Origin of the sequence: Pseudomonas sp. LS-2, from assembly GCF_003605735.1 — a bacterium.
Lineage (GTDB): Bacteria > Pseudomonadota > Gammaproteobacteria > Pseudomonadales > Pseudomonadaceae > Aquipseudomonas.
In genome coordinates, this window is record NZ_QXTJ01000015.1 from 347,181 (window position 1) to 367,109 (window position 19,929).

Sequence of the window (19,929 nt, forward strand, 5' to 3'; positions counted from 1 at the left end):
GCGCTGAACGGCTACGGCGCCCGCAAACCGGTGCAACTGTCTGGCGGCCAGCGCCAGCGTGTGGCCCTCGCCCGCGCCCTGGTCAATCGCCCACGTGTGCTGCTGCTGGACGAGCCGCTCGGCGCACTCGACCTGAAACTGCGCGAACAGATGCAAAGCGAGTTGAAGAAACTCCAGCGCCAGTTGGGCATCACCTTTATTTTCGTCACCCACGATCAGACCGAAGCGCTGTCGATGTCTGACCGCGTCGCGGTGTTCAACAAGGGTCGTATCGAACAGGTCGACACCCCGCGCAACCTGTACATGAAACCGGCGACCACGTTCGTTGCCGAGTTCGTTGGCACCTCCAACGTGCTGCGCGGCGAACTGGCGCAACAGTTGAGCGGCAACCCGAGCGCATTTTCGATTCGTCCTGAACACATTCGCTTCGCCGAGGGTCCTGCGCGAAGCCACGAAATCGAAGTCAGCGGCTTGCTGCACGACATTCAATATCAGGGCAGCGCCACCCGCTACGAGCTGAGACTGGACAACGGCCAGACGCTCAGCGTCAGCCAGGCCAACACACAATGGCTGGACACCAGCGCCCAGCACCAGACCGGCCAGCGCATTACCGCACGGTGGGCGCGCGAGGCAATGATTCCACTCGCCGACGCCGTTGCCGAGGCCCATTGAGATGAGCCAGACACTCGCCCACTCGGCGCCGGTATCAGGACAATCGCCGTTGCGGCGCTTCTCCAATGTGCTGTATCGACGGCCGAATCTCTACCTCTCGCTGCTGCTGATTCCACCCCTTCTGTGGTTCGGCGCGATCTATCTCGGCTCGCTGCTGACGTTGCTGTGGCAAGGGTTCTACACCTTCGACGACTTCAGCATGACGGTCACGCCGGACCTGACCCTGACCAACTTCGCCGCGCTGTTCAGCCCGGCCAATTTCGATGTGATTCAGCGCACGCTGTGCATGGCCATCGCCGTCTCCATCGCCAGCGCCATCGTGGCCTTTCCCACCGCCTACTACATGGCGCGCTACACCACGGGTAAAACCAAGGCGTTCTTTTATATCGCGGTGATGATGCCGATGTGGGCAAGCTACATCGTCAAGGCCTACGCCTGGACGCTGCTGCTGGCAAAGGGCGGCGTGGCGCAGTGGTTCGTTCAGCATCTGGGGCTGGATCCGGTGCTGCAGTTGATTCTGGGGATTCCCGGGGTTGGCGGCAGCACCTTGTCTACCTCGCATCTGGGGCGTTTTCTGGTGTTCGTCTACATCTGGCTGCCGTTCATGATCCTGCCGATTCAAGCCTCGCTGGAACGCCTGCCGCCATCGCTGCTGCAAGCCTCCGCCGACCTCGGCGCCAAACCTCGGCAAACCTTCATGCAGGTGATCCTGCCGCTCTCGGTGCCGGGCATCGCCGCCGGTTCGATCTTCACCTTTTCACTGACCCTTGGCGATTTCATCGTGCCGCAGTTGATCGGCCCTCCCGGCTACTTCATCGGCAGCATGGTCTACGCCCAGCAAGGCGCCATCGGCAACATGCCCATGGCGGCTGCATTCACGCTGGTGCCCATCGTGCTGATCGCCATTTACCTGTCCATCGTCAAACGACTGGGGGCCTTCGATGCGCTCTAAGCCTGCTTTCAAACAAGGCGATCAAGCCTCCTGGGGACTGAAGATCGCTGCATGGGGCGGCCTGGTGTTTCTGCACTTCCCGATCCTGATCATCTTCATGTACGCCTTCAACACCGAAGACGCCGCGTTCAGCTTTCCGCCGCAAGGCTTCACATTGAAGTGGCTCAGCGTGGCCTTCTCGCGGCCGGATGTGCTGGAGTCGATCAAGCTCTCGCTGCAAATTGCCTGCGTCGCGACGTTGATTGCGCTAGTGCTCGGTACGCTGGCGTCGGCAGCGCTGTATCGACGCGAATTCTTTGGCAAGGACGGCATCTCGTTGATGCTGATCCTGCCGATCGCCCTACCCGGCATCATCACTGGCCTTGCCCTGCTGTCGGCTTTCAAGACGCTGGGCATCGAGCCGGGCATGTTCACCATCATCGTCGGCCACGCGACCTTCTGCGTGGTGATCGTCTACAACAACGTCATCGCCCGCCTGCGCCGCACGTCCCACAGTCTGATCGAAGCCTCGATGGACCTCGGTGCCGACGGCTGGCAGACCTTCCGTTACATCATCATGCCCAACCTCGGCTCGGCGTTGCTGGCCGGCGGCATGCTGGCATTTGCGCTGTCGTTCGACGAAATCATTGTCACGACATTTACCGCTGGCCACGAACGGACCCTGCCGATCTGGCTGCTCAACCAACTGAGCCGCCCACGGGATGTGCCGGTGACCAACGTCGTCGCGATGCTGGTGATGATCGTGACCATGCTGCCGATTCTCGGCGCCTATTACCTGACACGCGGCGGTGAAAGCGTGGCTGGCAGTGGCGGGAAGTGAATACTGAACACTGTAGGAGCGCGCTCGCCCGCGATGGCGATTTGTCTGCACCAGAAGTGTGGACTGACACAACGCCATCGCGGGCAAGCGCGCTCCTTCAGGCCTGGCAAACAAAGAGGTCAAAAACGATGCAAACCAAACTGCTGATCAACGGCCAACTGGTCGCCGGTGAAGGTCCCGCGCAGCCTGTGTTCAACCCTGCGCTGGGCCGGGTGCTGGTAGAAATCGCCGAGGCCACCGAGGCGCAGGTCGATACCGCCGTGCGCGCCGCCGATGCTGCCTTTGAAAGCTGGTCGCAGACCGCGCCGAAAGACCGTTCGCTGCTGCTGTTGAAACTGGCCGACGCCATCGATGAAAACGCCGAGGAACTGGCGAAACTTGAATCGGACAACTGCGGCAAGCCCTATCACGCGGCCTTGAACGACGAGCTTCCGGCGATTGCCGACGTGTTCCGCTTCTTCGCAGGCGCCAGCCGCTGCATGAGCGGTTCGGCCGCCGGTGAATATCTGCCGGGCCACACCTCAATGATTCGTCGCGATCCGGTAGGCGTGATCGCCTCGATTGCGCCCTGGAACTACCCACTGATGATGGTCGCCTGGAAAATCGCCCCGGCGCTGGCCGCAGGCAACACCGTGGTGCTCAAGCCGTCTGAGCAAACGCCGCTGACCGCCTTGCGTCTGATGGAACTGGCAAGCGACATCTTCCCCGCCGGCGTTCTGAACCTGGTGTTCGGTCGCGGCCAGACCGTCGGCAACCCGCTGGTGACTCATCCCAAGGTGCGCATGGTCTCGCTGACCGGCTCTATCGCCACCGGTTCTCACATCATTTCCAGCACTGCCGACAGCGTCAAACGCATGCACATGGAACTGGGCGGCAAAGCCCCGGTGATCATTTTCGACGACGCCGACATCGACGCAGCGGTCGAAGGCATTCGCACTTTCGGCTTCTATAACGCAGGGCAGGATTGCACCGCCGCGTGCCGCATCTACGCGCAAAAAGGCATCTACGAACAGTTCGTGCAGAAGCTCGGCGAAGCGGTCAGCAGCATCAAGGTCGGTCAGCAGGACGATCCTGAAACCGAGCTCGGGCCACTGATCACCGCGCAGCATCGCGACCGCGTAGCAGGCTTCGTCGAGCGCGCCATCGCTCAATCCCACACTCGCCTGATCACAGGCGGCAAGGCCATCGAGGGCAACGGTTTCTTCTTTCAGCCAACGGTGATTGCCGACGCGCAACAGGATGACGAGATCGTCCGCCGAGAAGTGTTCGGCCCAGTGGTGTCGGTGACTCAGTTCGAAGATGAAGCACAGGTGCTGGGCTGGGCCAACGACTCGGATTATGGCCTGGCCTCATCGGTCTGGACTCAGGACGTCGGCCGTGCGCACCGCCTCTCGGCGCGCCTGCAATACGGCTGCACCTGGGTGAACACACACTTCATGCTGGTCAGCGAAATGCCCCATGGCGGTCAGAAACTGTCCGGCTATGGCAAGGACATGTCCATGTACGGGCTGGAGGATTACACCACTGTGCGCCATGTGATGTTCAAGCATTGAGATGCGTTAGCCGCGCCCGACACCACCGCGGATAAATCCGCTCCCGCAGGGGAACTGCTTTGCGGTTTGATCGTTCCCACGCTCTGCGTGGGCATGCATCCAGTGACGCTCTGCGTCACACGGTGGACGCGGAGCGTCCGGGACGGCGTTACCCCGCGTGGGAACGATCATATTGCCTGTAACGCCGAACTCGCCCACAAAAGCATCAACGTGTGGGTCAGCGACCTGCTCCGCCATGCCGCAAAAACTGATTAGAATTTGACATCACCACGCAACCCCTGCGAATTTTCATGGTCAACCCATTTGACGCTGCTTCGAGATCGCGGGGGCTTTTTTGTCACTCATACGAGTGATACACACCCAAAAGACGATTCGACCACCCTTCAAGTGGATATGAAAGGTGAGGATTTCCTTCCGGCTCCGCTCATTGATTTCTCCTGACTGGAGCTTGACCCGTTGACCAGATATCCGCGCTTCCCCGCAGGTGACAGTGAGGCAGGCCGAACCATCGCCGGGATCGACTGGGGCTCGACGGCGCTCGGTCCGACGGACCAGTGGCCGGCAGCGCTGAAAATTCATTTGAACCTGATCCTCAATTCTCCCGAGTCGATGTACCTGCTCTGGGGGCCGGATCTGCTGTTTTTCCACAACGACGCCTACGCCCCGATCCTCGGTCCGCGTGTCGACAAGGCAATGGGCGCGCGCATGCAAGAGCTGTGGTCGGATGTCTGGGACCAAGTGCAACCCTATGTCGAAAATGCCTTGAGCGGCATCCCTTATGAATGTGAGGACTTGCCGCTGACGATGGCGCGCTACGGCGAAATCGAACGCACCTGGTGGTCGTTCACGTTCTCGCCAATGATCGATGAACACAACGACGTGGTCGGCATGTTCTGCGTGACCAACGAAACCACGAGGCGCGTACTCGACCAGCGTGCGCTTAGAGCCAGTGAACAGCGCCGCCTGGATCTGATCGCCGACCTGGAACGTCAGGTGATCGAGCGCTCCCACGAACGGGGTCTGACGTGGCAGGTGAGCCCCGATCTGCTCTCGGTGATGACCGCTGACCTGCACTTCGAGACCAGCAACCCGGCCTGGCGGCTTGCACTGGGCTGGTCGGAGGAAGAATTGTCGGGCTTTTCGTTCGCAGACCTTCTACACCCTGATGACACCGCCCGCAGTCAGCATGCCCTGAGTGCGCTGGCGAAAAATCATCCTGTGCTGAATCTGGAGAATCGATACCGACGCAAGGATGGCAGCTATCGCTGGCTGTCCTGGGTCGCCGTTCCGGAAGGCGGGAAGATGTACTGCAGCGCCCGAGACATCACCAGTGAAAAGCAGCAGGCAGAGGAACTGGCAGCCAAGACCGCCGAGCTGAACTGCCTCTGGGACATCTCGCCGGATTTGCTGACGATGGTGGACTTCAAAGGTATCTTTTTGCAGATCAACCCCGCGTTTACCACCATTCTCGGTTATCAGCCTGCCGATCTGATCGGCAGGCATGTGCTCGACCTCGCTCATCCCGAGGACGTCGCGGCCACCGAAGCCGCTCTCGACCATACCCTGCATGACGCATTGCCGCTGTTTGAAAACCGCTATCGGCACAAGGATGGCAGTTATCGGTGGATAGGCTGGACGGCCGCCGCCGACAACGGGGTGATTTTCGCCCTTGGCAAACACATGACCGCTGAAAAGGAGCGCTCAGAGGCGCTTCGCACCGCCGAGGAAGCGCTGCGTCAGGCGCAGAAGATGGAAGCGGTCGGGCAGCTCACTGGCGGTCTGGCCCATGACTTCAACAATTTGCTGATGGGCGTCAGTGGCAACATCGAGCTGCTGAAAAACCGGGTGGCCAAAGGTCGCACCGAGGACCTGGGTCGCTTCATCAACGCCTCACTCGAAGGTTTGCGCCGGGCCGCGGCGTTGACCCATCGGCTGTTGGCATTTTCCCGTCGGCAGACACTCGATCCGAAACCCACCGATGTCGACCAACTTGTCGACGGCATGGCCGAATTGATCCGTCGAACGGTCGGTCCCTCCATCGCCATGGACGTCATCGGGACGCGGGGGTTGTGGCCGACGCTGGTGGACCCGCATCAACTGGAAAACTCGCTGCTCAATCTGTGTCTGAACGCGCGGGATGCGATGCCCGATGGCGGGCAATTGTTGATCGAGAGCAGCAACAAGCTTCTGGAAGTCGATGACGCCCAAGAGTTCGAGCTGCCCGCAGGCGCCTATGTCGCGTTGTGCGTCAGCGACAACGGCACGGGAATGAGCAGCGAGGTGGTCAAGCGCGCCTTCGATCCGTTCTTCACCACCAAACCTATCGGCATGGGCACCGGACTCGGCTTGTCGATGATCTACGGTTTTGCACGCCAATCCGGCGGCAGCGTGCACATACATTCCACGCCAGGACGAGGGTCAGAGGTGTGCATCTATTTGCCCGCCTATACCGAAACGGTCATGTCCCCCGCCAGCGAACCGGTCAGGTCCGAACCGCTCGACCATGTGGCCGGTGGCGAGACAGTGCTGGTAGTCGATGATGAGCCGTCGGTGCGAGCTTTGATGGCGGAAGTGCTGACCGATCAGGGCTATCGGGTGCTGGAAGCCGAGACCGGTGCCGTGGCCCTGCAAATCCTGCAGACGCGACAGACCATAGACCTGTTGCTGTCTGACGTTGGGCTGCCTGGCGGTATGAACGGCCGACAACTCGCCGATGCCGCACGCTCGTTGCGACCCGGACTCAAGGTGCTGTTCGTGACGGGTTATGCGGAGAACGCCGCGCTGGGCAGCGGCCGCCTTGATCCGGGCATGCACGTGCTGACCAAACCGTTTTCGATTCCGACGCTCACTGAGCGGGTCAAGGGGTTGCTGGAGGAGTGAACGGTTGTTGGCAATGCAACTGACTTTTGAGCGAAACCTGTAGCAGCACGGCTTACTGGCGGTAGCGATTTCTATGACGCTACCGCCGGCAAGCCGGACTGCTACAGGGTTCAGAGTTCGGCAGTCAATCCCGCAAATCCGACTCATGAATCGGCTGATCACGGTGCGTCGCTCGCTGATACTGTGCGGGCCAGACGGCTTTGCGCCCCCCCAGGTCATCGTCGGCGTGCAGCGGCCAATATGGATCGCGGAGCAACTCACGGGCCAGCAGGATCAGATCGGCCTGCTTGGTGCGCAGGATGTGTTCGGCCTGCGCTGGCTCGGTGATCATGCCCACGGTACCAGTGGCGATACCCGATTCCATTTTCACCCGCTCAGCGAAACGCGTCTGATACCCCGGTCCAACCGGGATTTCCGCATTGGCTGCAGTCCCGCCTGACGACACGTCGATCAGATCCACACCCAACGCTTTCAGGCGTTTGGCGAGCTCGACAGTTTCGTCAGGGTTCCAGCCATCCTCCACCCAGTCGGTTGCCGACACACGCACGAACAGCGGCAGCTCTTCGGGCCACACGTCGCGTACGGCCTTGGTGATTTCCAGTGTCAGACGAATGCGGTTTTCGAACGAGCCGCCGTACTGATCACGGCGCTGGTTGCTCAACGGCGACAGAAACTGATGCAGCAGATAACCGTGGGCGGCATGGATTTCGACCACTTTGAAACCTGCGGTCAATGCACGCTTGGCGGCATCGACGAACGCCTGAATGACGGTCTGGATCTGGTCTTCTTCCAGCGGCACAGGTGGGGTGTGCTGCGGGTCAAAGGCGATCTTCGAGGGGCCCCACGGAATCCATCCGCCATCTTCCGGCTTGATGCTGCCGTGCTTGCCAAGCCATGGGCGCCAGGTGCTGGCCTTGCGACCGGCATGGGCCAGTTGAATCCCGGCAATTGCGCCCTGCGCGGTGATGAACCGGGTAATGCGTTGCAGCGGTTCAATCTGGTCGTCGTTCCAGATGCCGAGGTCCTCCGGGGTGATGCGACCGTCCCGAGTCACCGCAGCCGCTTCGGTGAAAATCAGCCCGGCGCCCCCGACCGCACGACTGCCCAGATGGACCAGATGCCAGTCATTGGCCAGGCCGTCGACGCAGGAGTATTGGCACATCGGCGATACCGCGATGCGGTTGCGAAAGGTCAGTTGGCGAAGGGTGTAAGGTTCAAGCAGCAGGCTCATGGTCACCTCTCAAGTCGACTTTAAGGTCCTTTCATTCTGAACCTTGAGACTAGTCGACAACCCGAGAGAAGCTGAGGTTCCTGCTGCGCGGCACTGCCCTGGTCAGCGCGGCGAAATGTGCGCCACCATCAGTTGCACGGTCTCGTTGCCACGGAACTCGTTCAGGTCCAGCTTGTATGCCAGTTCGACCCAACGAATGCCCGGATTGGGCCAGACGTCTCGGTCGATGCTGAAGGCAATGCCATCGAGCTTCACCGTGCCGCACTCGGTCTTGAGGACCATCTTCAGATGCCGTTCGCCGACGATGCGCTGCTCTACCAACTGAAACACCCCATGAAACAGCGGCTCCGGGAAGTGCTGCCCCCAAGGCCCGGCATTGCGCAGCGCGCGCGCCAGCTCCAGATGAAACTCTTCGACCGCCAGGGAGCCATCCGACAGCAGGCGACCGGTCAAGTCCTCTTCCTTCAACTGGCGCCGCACTTCGACATCGAATGCCTCGGCGAACGCCGGGAAGTTCGCTTGCGGCAGCGACAATCCGGCCGCCATGGCATGGCCGCCGAACTTGCTGATCAACTCCGGGTGTCTGGCCGCCACCGCATCCAGCGCGTCACGAATGTGAAAGCCCGGCACCGAGCGGGCCGAGCCTTTCAGCACACCCTCTCCGGCACTGGCGAACGCGATGGTCGGCCGGTGGTAACGCTCCTTCAGGCGCGAGGCCAGGATGCCGATCACGCCTTGATGCCATTCGGCTTCGAACAGGCACAGACCGAACGGCATCGACTCGACCGGCAGGTCCTTGAGTTGGGCCAGGGCTTCGCGCTGCATGCCCTGCTCGATGGACTTGCGATCCTGATTGAGTTCATCGAGCTGCACGGCCATTTCCCGCGCCAGCGTTTCGTCATCACAGAGCAGGCATTCGATGCCCAGACTCATGTCATCCAGACGACCCGCCGCGTTCAGCCGCGGCCCCAGAATGAACCCCAGATCGGTAGAGGTAATCCGCGAAGGCTCCCGGCGGGCGACTTCCAGAATGGCGCGCAGGCCAGGACGCGCACGACCGGCCCGGATACGCATCAGGCCCTGGTGCACGAGGATACGGTTGTTGGCATCCAGCGGCACCACGTCGGCAACACTGCCAAGCGCCACCAGGTCGAGCAACTCGCCGAGGTTCGGCTGAGCCCGGCCATTGGCCTCGAACCAGCCAATCTCACGCAAACGGGCGCGCAAGGCCATCAACACGTAGAACATCACGCCGACCCCAGCCAGCGCCTTGCTCGGGAACGTGCAGCCAGGCTGGTTGGGGTTGACGATGGCGTCGGCAGCAGGCAACTCGTTACCCGGCAAGTGGTGGTCGGTGACCAGCACCTGCAGACCCGCGGCCTTGGCAGCGGCGACGCCCTCGACACTGGAAATGCCGTTATCCACGGTCATCAACAGCTCGGGCTGGCGCTCAAGGGCGACCTGGACGATTTCCGGCGTCAGGCCATAACCGTACTCGAAGCGGTTCGGCACCAGATAATCGACGTGAGCGGCGCCCAACAGGCGCAAACCGAGCACGCCAACCGTACTGGCGGTCGCGCCATCGGCATCGAAATCGCCGACGATGAGAATGCGCTGGCGTTGCTGCAAGGCGGTCACCAGCAAGTCCACCGCCGCTTCGATGCCCTTGAGTTGCTGATACGGAATCAGCCGCGCCAGCCCCTTGTCCAGCTCATCCTGCGACACCACACCGCGCGCAGCGTACAGGCGGGTCAGCAAAGGCGGCAGATCGCCAAGAAAAGGCAGGGTGTCGGGCAACTGGCGTGGTTCGATGCGCATTCGGGTTCCGCTGATGTTCTTCTGTTGGAGCTGATTGAAGCGTTGCGTTCAGAGCCTTCGGCGATCAGCCGCGCTCACCGGCCAGCCACTGCAATTGCACTTCATGCTGACCACGGTCGTCGGTAACGAAGATCGTGCCCTCGCTGATCATCACGTCCCACTTGATCACCCGCGGCATGTCTTTGGCCAGGGTTTCAAGCACCTCTTGAGGCACGGCAGCAATGTTGACGTTTTTCAGCGTCTTCACCGCTGGCACGACCTTGCCTTCCCACACACGCAGACTGCCGTAAGCCAGCAGGCTGGTGCGCTCGGTGCGACGCGAGCACCAGGTCAGACGGTCAGCGTCCGGCTGGCCGACTTCGATCCAGTGCAAAACCCGATCATCCAGGCTCTTTTCCCACAGGGCGGGCTCGTCCACATCGGACAGCCCCCGGCCAAACGACAGATGCTCGCTGTACCAGAACGCATAGGCCAGCAGACGCACCGTCATGCGCTCTTCGGTTTCCGAAGGATGGCGGGCGATGGTCTGTTTGACGTTTTCGTAAACCCCACGGTCGAGGTCAGTGAGGTTCAGTTCGAATTTGTAGGTCGTGGACGGCTGTGCCATGAACGGGCTTCTAAAGACAGGAAAGGCGCCAAGTCTAACCGAACCCGGACCGTTGAACGACCGAAGCTGATGATTGATCGGTCAGGGCGCACAAATTGAATGTGCCGGCCCCCCGCGGCAGTGCTTTACTCATCCGAAGGTGACGGGTGTTAAACAAATGATCCACAACGCCGATACCTTGATGCGAGACCCTCTAGCATGAAGTACACAGAGCGGCCCACTGCGAAACCAGGCCTCGGTGGTCGTGATCGTGCCGAGTTCGGCCTCAGACAGCTTTTTCGGGATTTACATCGACGGATGGTCAATCGTTATCCGCACTCAACCCAGGCAAGGCTCCTCGCGCTGTTCGTCACATCGGTACTGAGCGCCACGCCCGGTACTGCGCACGCCAAGGAGACATTGACCTGGGTGCTGCGTGATTTTCCGCCGTTGACGATCTTCTCCGGGCCGCAGACCGGCCAAGGCGCCATCGACAGGTTGATGCCGGAGCTGATCGCGCGGATGCCCGAATACAATCACCAGGTCATGCACGTCAACCGCGCTCGCGGTACGCAGATGTTGCAGGATCCGGAAGCGTTCGCCTGTGACCCGACGCTGTTGTGGACGCCGGAGCGGGAAAAGATCATTTTGTTTTCCATTCCCACGTATGCCACACCTGGAAACGGCATCACCATCGAGCGCAGCAATCATGGGCTGTTCGCGCCCTTTCTGACTGAAGACGGGCATCTGGATCTGGCGGCGCTGCTCGCCAGCAATACGGTCAAGATCGGTATCGTCGCCGAACGCAGCTATGGGCCAGTGATCGACAAGATCCTTCATGCAACCGCTGAGCAGGATGGCCTGATCCTGCATTACGGCAACGCCGCCGTGGGCAGCATGTTGCAGATGGAACGAATGGATCGCTTCCAGGCGATCATCAGTTACTGGCCAGAAGCGCGCTATCACGCGCAGCAGCAAGGCATCCCGCTGACGGAACTTGAATTCTTCCCGGTCAAGGGTGCACCCAAATACCAGTTCGCCCACATCGGCTGCTCGAGAAACGACAGGGGTCGTAAAGCCATGGAAATCATCAACCGAGAGATGCGCGTGCTGCGCGTCACCAAACTGATTGGCTTCTATGCAGACTGGATGGTCAAGAAAGAGGAATACCTGCGCGATGCGCAGACGTTTTTCGATGAACCGGAAAACTGAAACGCCGCCGCGCGCACTCAATCTGTAGCAGCACGGCTTGCCCTCGGTAGCGCTCCTGGAGTCCGGCACCGCCGGCAAGCCGGACTGCTAGAAGCTGTTCGAAGGATTCGAACCCAGTGGCATCTTCGGAGGATTCGAACCGAGCGGCAAATTGCAGGCAAAAAGAAACCCCGAGCAGCGGGGAGACTGCTCGGGGTCAACCGTGGTCCTTCTTGGACCCGTACGGCAGGCGACAAAAACACCGGAGCACAATGCCTGCACCTGCCGTAATGAATAGGAGCCTACTCAAACGATAAGGTTCCCCTGAGGTCAGCCAAAAGCCCGACCGACGGCATTGGGTTGTGACGCATTACGCATTGCGGCGATGACGCATGGCTCAATACGGCCCTCGGCAACCATCAAGTCGCGATGAAGACCATCAACCACGTCGGTCAACTGACGTTTGTCGCACAATTGGGCAGCAGAATAGATACGTTCTATCACGATCGCACCGGCTGCATTTCTCAGCGTCACCAGACGCTCGCCATTAACACCGGCGGCCCCAAGGCTCGCCTGATAAGGTGCCAGTGCTTCGCTTAGCAGAAAGCTGATATTTTCCATCTGGATCACCACTCAACAGTTTGAATGCAAAGGTGCTTATAAATGACCACCGGCAGAAGCGGAAAGTTCTTTTTCGCTTCAATCGTTTACGCGAGCCGGGGGTACCGCAACCTGATCATTGGAGCATGCCTGCTGAATGTGACAGATAGACTTCACTATTCTGAGTCACCGGAACAGAGCCGTATCGCTACCCGAGGGCTATTACAATGGCCGATGCCAAGTCGCCGTCCTCGTTGCTCTGGATGTCGCGATAGCGGTCGATTGCCCGGCGGACCGAATAGCGGCAAGGCGTGATACGCGCCACATAACTCGTGCGCAGCGCTTTAGAAGTGCTGTCTCTGACCCGACAATCCCTGTGTTGCTTGCAAGTGTGCATCGCTGACTCCCGCTTCAAGACGACTGGCCGTGAGTCTGGGCCAGAGCTGACTCACGGTATTTAGGACGCGTCCGAAACTCATTCGAAGGAGCGGCGACAATGCCAGCCGACCATAAACCGATGCGCGTCATCCTGGCCGATGATCATCCGATTTTCCTCATCGGCCTCAAGGTAGTGATCGAGCAGAATCAGCGCGCCACAGTGATCGCCGAGGCCAGCGCGCCGGATGAGTTGCTCGGCAAACTCAGGGAGCAACCGTGCGACCTGTTGATCACTGACTTCATGATGCCGGTAGAGGATCAGAACGACGGATTACGCCTGCTCGAACGCATCCGTCGTGAACATCCGACCCTGCCGATCATCGTGGTCACCATGCTCAATAACGCCGGACTGTTCCGGTCGATGCTCGCGCTGAACGTTCAGGGCCTTTTGAGCAAGGCCAGCATGGCGAACGAACTGCCCAGCGCCATCGACAGTGTCAGTCGCGGCAAACCATTCATTGCCGACTCGGTGCGACACAGCCTCATGGAAGCGGCGGATTATGGATCCGACACGCTGGTTGCACTCAAGCAGCTGTCACCTCGCGAACTGGAAGTGCTGCGGCTTTTCGCCACCGGCGTGTCGGTGGGCGCCATCGCTGCACAACTCAACCGCAGCAAACAGACAGTGAGCGCACAAAAGGTCAGCGCCATGCGCAAGCTGGGGCTGGCGAATGACGCTGCACTCTTCATATACCTGCAGGAGCACGGTCTGACCTGATCGCCTCGAGGGGCAATACCCGCTCAGGGTAATGCTCAAGTGCGTGAAGCCATTTCAGCAAGTCGGCCTCCGCCATTGGCCGAGCGATGAAATAGCCTTGAATGACCGGGTTCCCCAGCATCAGCAACGCCTCATAATCATCGAGGGTCTCAACGCCTTCGACCACGACATCCAGTGCCATTTTCTGCGCCATGAACAAAGCACCGCCCACCACTGCGGTCTTGCGTCTGTCATCGGCCAGGCCACGCACGAACTCGGCAGGGATCTTCAGCTCATTGAATGGCAATTCCAGCAGCCGCTGAATGTTCGAAGCCCCTGTCCCGAAATCATCGACGGACAGGCGGCAACCCGCCATGCGCAGTCGCAACAGGTTCTCGAACTGCACGACCGCCATCTGCCGAGCCGGCTGTTCGATCACCTCCAGCGTGAGCATCTGCGGGCGGACCGGGAAACGCTCGAGCAGCAACAACAGGCGCGGCACGAAATCGGGCTGATCAAGCATCATCGGTGCGATATTGACCGCCACCGGCAGCGCGCGCCCCCGCGAAAGCAACCGTTGATACGACAGGCTGAGCGCCATTTCCAGCATGTGCCAGGTCAGCTCGGTCATCTGACCGGCCTGTTCCACCAGAGATAGAAACCGGCCCGGCATCAACAAACCGTGTTCTGGATGCTCCCAGCGGGCCAGCAGCTCGACGCCCGCCAGTTCACCGTCCAGGCCGACCTAGGGCTGAAAGTGCGCAACCCATTGTGCGGAGTAATCCTGACCGGCCTTAAGGGGCGCCAACACGGCTGTGTCGACCGTTTCCGACGGCTCGTCGTCTTCCGGCAAACCCGATCGGACACGCAGCCATTTGGTCAACAGCTTGCCAATCAAGGCGACCGAAGCGGGCTTGCGCATGACACCCAGTACGTCGACTCCCTGCTGCCGCGCGAGCTGAGCAGCGCTATCCAGCACCGATTGTTCGGCACTGCTCAGAATGATCACCGATCGGGCAAGACCGGTCATTGCCAGGTGGCCGATCAGCGACAAGCCATCGCGACCGTCCATCTGCAGGTCACAGATGGCGATATCGACCGGACCGCGCCGGTCGAGCGAATTCATCGCCGACTCGACGCTGTCGGTTGTGAGGACATCGAATACCTGATTGGCGTTGAGCATTTGATGCAACGCCATCATCTGGAACGGGTTGTCTTCGAGTATCAAAACCTTGAGCGAACGCACACGCTGGACCCTCTGCAGGCGAAGCCCACTCGGGCTACGGAATCTGCACTCTAAAGATCCGGCAAACTGCACCCCATAGGACGCGTCCTAAAGTGCAGGCAATTCGCTCAGGTGGGACTCGATCGCCTCGACCAACGCGTCGATGGCGATACCCAGCAATCGCCAGGATTCGTCGATGCTGGAGACGGCCTCTTCCTGCACATCCGTGCTCAGTTGCGCACATGCCTTTGCCAGCGCAACCGCATCGATCAGACAAGCCACCCCTTTGAGACGATGGAGACTGGCGCCGATGGACTTCCAGTTTCGTTCGGCGATGGCCGGTGCGAGCGCGCTTTGCTCTTGCCTGAGGTTCTTCCACAACTCTGCGAGCATGCGCTGGATCTGCGCCTCATTGGCTTGAGTCATGTGATGCAGAACATGGATATCGAACGGCGCTTGTATCGACGCTGGATGGGCAATGCACTCCTCAAGCGTGTCGGCCAACTGCGATAGCGAAACCGGCTTGACCAGCAGCGCATCCATCCCCGCCTGCGCACAGCGATCGCGCTCGTCTTCCATCGCGTTGGCGGTGCAGCCGATGACCGGGCTGGGCGAACGCTGTTCCTGCTTCTCGATGGCGCGCAGGGTTCGGGTCAGTTCATAGCCGTCCATACCCGGCATGTTGCAGTCGGTGATCAGCGCGTCGAACCCGCCATGTTGCCAGGCCTGAAGAGCCTGTTCGCCGCTTTCGACCGCCACTACTTCATGCCCCAGCAATTCCAGTTGGCCCACCAGCACCAGCCGATTGGCCGAAAGGTCATCCACCACCAGAATCCGCTGACGCGTCTGCGCTGCAGGCAAGCTGTCCTGCTGGTGCCGGGGCTTATCCATAGGCTCGGCGGCTATGAGCGGCAACTCGATCTCTATCCGGGTCCCCTGCCCCTCGGCGGTGATAACCGTGATCTCGCCTCCCATCAGATCGACCAGTTGTTTGCAGATACTCAGCCCAAGTCCACTGCTGCCAAATTGACCAGTTGCCTGTTCATCCCCCTGGCTGAATGGCTGAAAGATACGCGACTGTTGCTCGGGGCTCATGCCTGCGCCGGTGTCGGCGACTTCAATGCGCAGTCCCGTTCGGGCGGATCCGGCATGACGCCCGGCGATCCTGATCGAAACCGAGCCCTGGGCGGTAAACTTGAGCGCGTTACCCACCAGATTATGCAGGATCTGCCGCAGGCGCAGAGGATCGAGCCAGTACGCCTGCTCGACCTCGGGCGCGATATCCAGCGTCAACGACAACCCACTCTCCAATGCTCGCGCCTGGAACAACTGACAGACGCCCTCAACGAACGGCCGTATCGTTGTGATAACGGTGGACAGCTCCAGCTTGCCGGATTCAATCTTGGCCAGGTCCAGCCCTTCACCAATCAACTCAACCAATTCCCGTGCTGCACGAAGAGCGACTTCCAGCCCTTCGGACGCCGCTTCGCCGCGCTGACGTGCGCGTTCGCGTTCCAGCTCGAGCAACCCGACGATCGCGCCCATCGGGGTGCGGATATCGTGGCTCATATTGGCCAGGAAAGCGCTCTTGGCCCGGTTCGCCTGTTCGGCCCGCTGCTGGGCAATGGTCAACTCACGCTCCAGCCGCTTGCGCTCGGTAATGTCGACCCAGCCACCCAACAACCCTTGAAGCTGTCCATCGGCCCGGTAAAACGGCACGGTCCACTGCCAGGCATCGATGTGCTGCCCGGCCAGTACCATGCTGCGGTCCGCGAACACGGGTTCCTGGGTTTGCAACAAGGTCATGTAATCGGCGTGCATCTGCTCGGCGCTAGGCCGAGGAATCAGATCGACGTCGATCAGACGTCGTCCATTCATTTGTTCGTAACTGATACCAAAGCTTTCTTCATAACTGCGATTGCAGGAGACCAGCCGCCCGGTCAGGTCCCTGACGTAAATCGGATTGGGAATGCCGTCGAGCAAGGCGCGCTGGAATGCCAACTGATCGCTGAGCTGCTCTTCTGCCCGTTGCCTCTGCCGTATCTGAAACTTGAGGCGGCTGCTCCACGTCAGTGACACCAGGCCCAGCAACAACGCTACGGCAATTGCCCAGTAAACCCAGCCGGGAATGCGCTGCCACAGCGAGGGTTGGGAAATCACCGCACCGAGCCACTTCATGCGAATTGCGCGCATCTCGGCGACAGGGAACTCGTTGAGCGCCTTGTTCAGAATGCTCAGCAACTCAGGCTCGTCCTTCACCACGGAAAATCGATCAGGGGACCATTTGCCCTCTACGCTGCGCCCCACCTTCAGCTTTCCGGGCGGATACAGCCAGGCGCCCGCCTCGCTCTGGATGGTCGCATCGGCCTGGCCGATTTCCACGAGATGACGGGCGTCGTCATAGGTGGGGACCAGACGCAACTGGATGCCCGGATACGTCCGCTGAATGAACTCCTGTAGCGCGTGCCGTGCTGGCAGTGCCAGTGTTTTCCCGGAAAGCTTTGCCAGACTGATCTGCGATGGACGATCCGAACGCACGACGAACACCCAACTGTTTCCGCCAAAGGCGTAGGTGAAATCAAGCAGCGCCCTGCGCTCGGGGGTTTCGGCGAGCGTAGTGTTCATGTCCGCCGCCCCTGCACTCAATGTCTCCAGTGCGGCCTGGGTAGAAGGCATCGCCTGATGGACGAACTTGAGGCCGGTCATCCGCGAAATGCGATTGAGGATGTCGATGTTCAGACCGATCCATCGATCATTGCCGTCCTTGAAGATATAGGGCGGGTGCTGCGTGGACGCGACGGTGACATGGGAGTGCCGGCGTATCCATGACTGCTCGGCCGCGGTGAGACGAATGCGCTGGCCTGCGACATCGGCGCCCAGGCCTACCGTCCAGCGGCCGAGAATCTCGCGATTGGTTGACTCGTCCAGTTCGGCCAGTGACCGATTGAACAGGGTCATCAACCGTGTGTCGTCCTTGCGCAACGCAAACGAAAAACCGGTGGGAGGCAACAGGCTGTCGAATTTGATCTGCAACCGCAAAAAAGGGCGCAGCGCGTTATAGGAACGCACGATGACTTCATTACCGATGAACGCATCGACGTCGCCTTGCGCAAGCGCCTCCATCGCGCTGAACAGCGTGGGCGCCAGAACGATCTGACTGTCCGGATAGGCGCGATGCAGCACATCTGCATCCGCATAACCATCGAGCAAGGCCACGCGCTTGCCCTTCAGCGTGCTCGACAGGCTGGAATCGTCGCCACGCCCCACGACCACTGACCGGTCCGGCAGATAGTCGCGCGTGAAAGCCAGCCCGCTGACGCCGCGCTCGTAACCATTGGCGCTGGTCAATAAATCGATGTCACCGTTGAGCAACGCTCGGACACCTTGCTCGCGCTTGGCGAATCCAAGGATCCGCACCGGAATGCCGAGCTTTGCACTGACCAGACTCAGGTAATCGGCACTCAGCCCTTGATAGCGATTGCGGTCACTGGTGATGTCGATGGGTTCGTAGTCGGCAATCGCGATCCCGACTCGCAACTCCTTGTGGGCATCGAGCCACTGACGGTCGGTCGCAGCGAGCTCCAGCGCCTGCTGGCTCAGAAACGGGGCGCCAAGGGCAAACGGCAGGCTTTCTGCCGCACCGCCCATTCGGCTCCAGATACATGCCAGCAGCAACAACGTGCCAAGCGCGTAGCGAAAAATTCTGGTTTGGAGGAGCGCCACAGGGGCACGCATCTTCATGGGTTTTACAGCCACTGGGTTATCCGTGAATTCGAAAATACCCCGCAAGTGTGGCACGCAAAAACAAGAAGGCCCGCTGGTGGGCGGGCCTGAAGTTGTTACACGGAGAGACCGTTACAGCGGTTTGCCCCGGTTGCCATGCTGGCTGACAAAGGCCTGCATGGCTTTGAGGTCGTTGGGCAGGACGGTGCAACGCTCGTCGCGCTCGAACAAATCAGACAAATGTGCAGGCAGCTCGAGCGCTTTTCCTACACCGGCTTTCTGTACGGCCTCCGGGAATTTAACCGGATGTGCAGTGCCCAGGATCACCATCGGAGTATCCAGACTGCGACGGCAATCACGCGCTGCCTTCACGCCGATGGCGGTGTGCGGGTCGAGCAACTCGCCGGTGCTGGCGAACACTTGCGCGATGGTCTCGCAGGTCTGTTCATCGCTGACGGCCAGCGAGTCGAACAGCTTGCGGGTTTCTGTCCAGCGGTCATCCTCGACGCTGAAACCACCGCCTTGCTTGAAGCTGTCCATCAGGGCTGCGATGGCCGCGCCATTGCGCCCGTGCATGTCGAACAACAGTCGCTCGAAGTTCGACGACACCATGATGTCCATCGATGGCGACAGCGTGGCGTGCAGGGTTTCCTTGACGTACTGATTGCCGCTCATGAAACGGTGCAGGATGTCGTTGCGGTTGGTGGCGACAACCAGCTGGCTGATCGGCAGGCCCATGTTGCGGGCCAGGTAACCGGCGAAGATATCGCCGAAGTTGCCGGTCGGCACCGAGAACGCCACCGAACGCGCAGGACCACCCAGTTGCAGTGCCGCATGGAAGTAGTAAACGATCTGGGCCATGATCCGCGCCCAGTTGATCGAGTTCACAGCCACCAGGCGAGTGCCCTTGAGGAAGCTCTGGTCAGCGAAACTGTTCTTGACCATTTCCTGGCAGTCGTCGAAGTTGCCTTCGATGGCGATGTTGTGGATGTTGTCACCGAAGATCGTGGTCATCTGGCGGCGTTGAACGTCCGACACGCGATTGTTCGGGTGCAGGATGAAGATGTCGACGTTATCGCAACGACGGCAGCCTTCAATCGCCGCAGAGCCGGTATCGCCGGATGTCGCGCCGATGATCACCACGCGCTCGCCGCGTTTTTCCAGCACGTAATCCAGCAGACGACCGAGCAGTTGCAGGGCGAAGTCCTTGAACGCCAGCGTCGGGCCATGGAACAGTTCCATCACCCATTCATTGCCGTTCAGCTGACGCAGCGGAGCCACTGCGCTGTGGGCGAACACACCGTAGGTTTCTTCCAGGATCTTCTTGAAATCGGCGTCCGGAATGCTGCCGGTAACGAACGGACGCATCACGCGGAATGCGAGTTCGTGGTAGGGCAAACCTGCCCAGGAAGCGATCTCTTCCTGAGTGAAACGAGGCAGGTTTTCAGGCACGTAAAGGCCGCCATCGCTGGCGAGTCCGGCGAGCAGCACGTCTTCGAAATTCAGGGCCGGTGCCTGGCCACGGGTACTGATATAGCGCATG

Annotated in this window: 15 protein-coding genes; 7 read left to right on the plus strand and 8 right to left on the minus strand. The window is 60.3% G+C overall.

What is annotated here, in order from left to right; genetic code table 11:
• From D3M70_RS09900 to D3M70_RS09920, 5 genes are all read left to right on the plus strand, one after another.
• Positions 1–672: ABC transporter ATP-binding protein (locus D3M70_RS09900; RefSeq protein WP_256659786.1), on the plus strand; the 672-nt coding region annotated here is incomplete at its 5' end.
• Position 673: 1 nt separating this feature from the next.
• Complete coding sequence (locus D3M70_RS09905) at positions 674–1,624, plus strand: ABC transporter permease (protein WP_120125584.1); 951 nt, start codon at positions 674–676, stop codon at positions 1,622–1,624.
• On the plus strand, positions 1,614–2,444 hold the full coding sequence (locus D3M70_RS09910; RefSeq protein WP_120125585.1) for an ABC transporter permease: 831 nt from the start codon (positions 1,614–1,616) through the stop codon (positions 2,442–2,444). Before D3M70_RS09905 ends, D3M70_RS09910 begins: the two co-directional genes overlap by 11 nt.
• A 128-nt stretch (positions 2,445–2,572) precedes the next feature.
• On the plus strand, positions 2,573–3,997 hold the full coding sequence (locus tag D3M70_RS09915) for a gamma-aminobutyraldehyde dehydrogenase (protein WP_120125586.1): 1,425 nt from the start codon (positions 2,573–2,575) through the stop codon (positions 3,995–3,997).
• A gap of 804 nt (positions 3,998–4,801) precedes the next feature.
• Complete coding sequence (locus D3M70_RS09920) at positions 4,802–6,877, plus strand: PAS domain-containing sensor histidine kinase (RefSeq protein ID WP_218568413.1); 2,076 nt, start codon at positions 4,802–4,804, stop codon at positions 6,875–6,877.
• 124 nt (positions 6,878–7,001) lie between these two features.
• On the opposite strand, the gene D3M70_RS09925 is transcribed toward D3M70_RS09920, so the two are convergent.
• The 3 genes from D3M70_RS09925 to D3M70_RS09935 form a co-directional block, all read right to left on the minus strand.
• Positions 7,002–8,108 carry an NADH:flavin oxidoreductase/NADH oxidase gene (locus tag D3M70_RS09925; protein ID WP_120125587.1) on the minus strand — a complete coding sequence of 369 codons (1,107 nt, stop codon included), beginning with the start codon at positions 8,106–8,108 and terminating at the stop codon, positions 7,002–7,004.
• Between the two features lie 102 nt (positions 8,109–8,210).
• Complete coding sequence (gene recJ / locus D3M70_RS09930; RefSeq protein ID WP_120125588.1) at positions 8,211–9,926, minus strand: single-stranded-DNA-specific exonuclease RecJ; 1,716 nt, start codon at positions 9,924–9,926, stop codon at positions 8,211–8,213.
• Positions 9,927–9,990: 64 nt separating this feature from the next.
• The gene (locus D3M70_RS09935) at positions 9,991–10,533 is read right to left on the minus strand and encodes a YaeQ family protein (protein ID WP_120125589.1); all 543 of its coding nucleotides are present in this window, start codon (positions 10,531–10,533) and stop codon (positions 9,991–9,993) included.
• 297 nt (positions 10,534–10,830) lie between these two features.
• Here D3M70_RS09935 and D3M70_RS09940 point away from each other — a divergent pair, with 297 nt between their 5' ends.
• The gene (locus tag D3M70_RS09940; RefSeq protein WP_120125590.1) at positions 10,831–11,724 is read left to right on the plus strand and encodes a TIGR02285 family protein; all 894 of its coding nucleotides are present in this window, start codon (positions 10,831–10,833) and stop codon (positions 11,722–11,724) included.
• 309 nt (positions 11,725–12,033) lie between these two features.
• Here D3M70_RS09940 and D3M70_RS09945 read toward each other — a convergent pair whose 3' ends face one another.
• Complete coding sequence (locus D3M70_RS09945; protein ID WP_120125591.1) at positions 12,034–12,324, minus strand: DUF3509 domain-containing protein; 291 nt, start codon at positions 12,322–12,324, stop codon at positions 12,034–12,036.
• A gap of 475 nt (positions 12,325–12,799) precedes the next feature.
• Here D3M70_RS09945 and D3M70_RS09950 point away from each other — a divergent pair, with 475 nt between their 5' ends.
• Positions 12,800–13,459 carry a response regulator transcription factor gene (locus D3M70_RS09950; protein WP_256659788.1) on the plus strand — a complete coding sequence of 220 codons (660 nt, stop codon included), beginning with the start codon at positions 12,800–12,802 and terminating at the stop codon, positions 13,457–13,459.
• On the opposite strand, the gene D3M70_RS09955 is transcribed toward D3M70_RS09950, so the two are convergent.
• From D3M70_RS09955 to thrC, 4 genes are all read right to left on the minus strand, one after another.
• Positions 13,428–14,177: an EAL domain-containing protein gene (locus D3M70_RS09955; RefSeq protein ID WP_120125592.1), complete on the minus strand. Its 750-nt coding sequence runs from the start codon at positions 14,175–14,177 to the stop codon at positions 13,428–13,430. The genes D3M70_RS09950 and D3M70_RS09955 overlap by 32 nt on opposite strands.
• 6 nt (positions 14,178–14,183) lie before the next feature.
• On the minus strand, positions 14,184–14,684 hold the full coding sequence (locus D3M70_RS09960; RefSeq protein WP_120125593.1) for a response regulator: 501 nt from the start codon (positions 14,682–14,684) through the stop codon (positions 14,184–14,186).
• A gap of 87 nt (positions 14,685–14,771) precedes the next feature.
• Positions 14,772–18,311 carry a transporter substrate-binding domain-containing protein gene (locus D3M70_RS09965; RefSeq protein WP_256659789.1) on the minus strand — a complete coding sequence of 1,180 codons (3,540 nt, stop codon included), beginning with the start codon at positions 18,309–18,311 and terminating at the stop codon, positions 14,772–14,774.
• Positions 18,312–18,518: 207 nt separating this feature from the next.
• Positions 18,519–19,928 (minus strand): threonine synthase, encoded by a 1,410-nt coding sequence (thrC, locus tag D3M70_RS09970; RefSeq protein ID WP_120125594.1) that lies wholly within the window; start codon positions 19,926–19,928, stop codon positions 18,519–18,521.
• Position 19,929 lies beyond the last annotated feature (1 nt).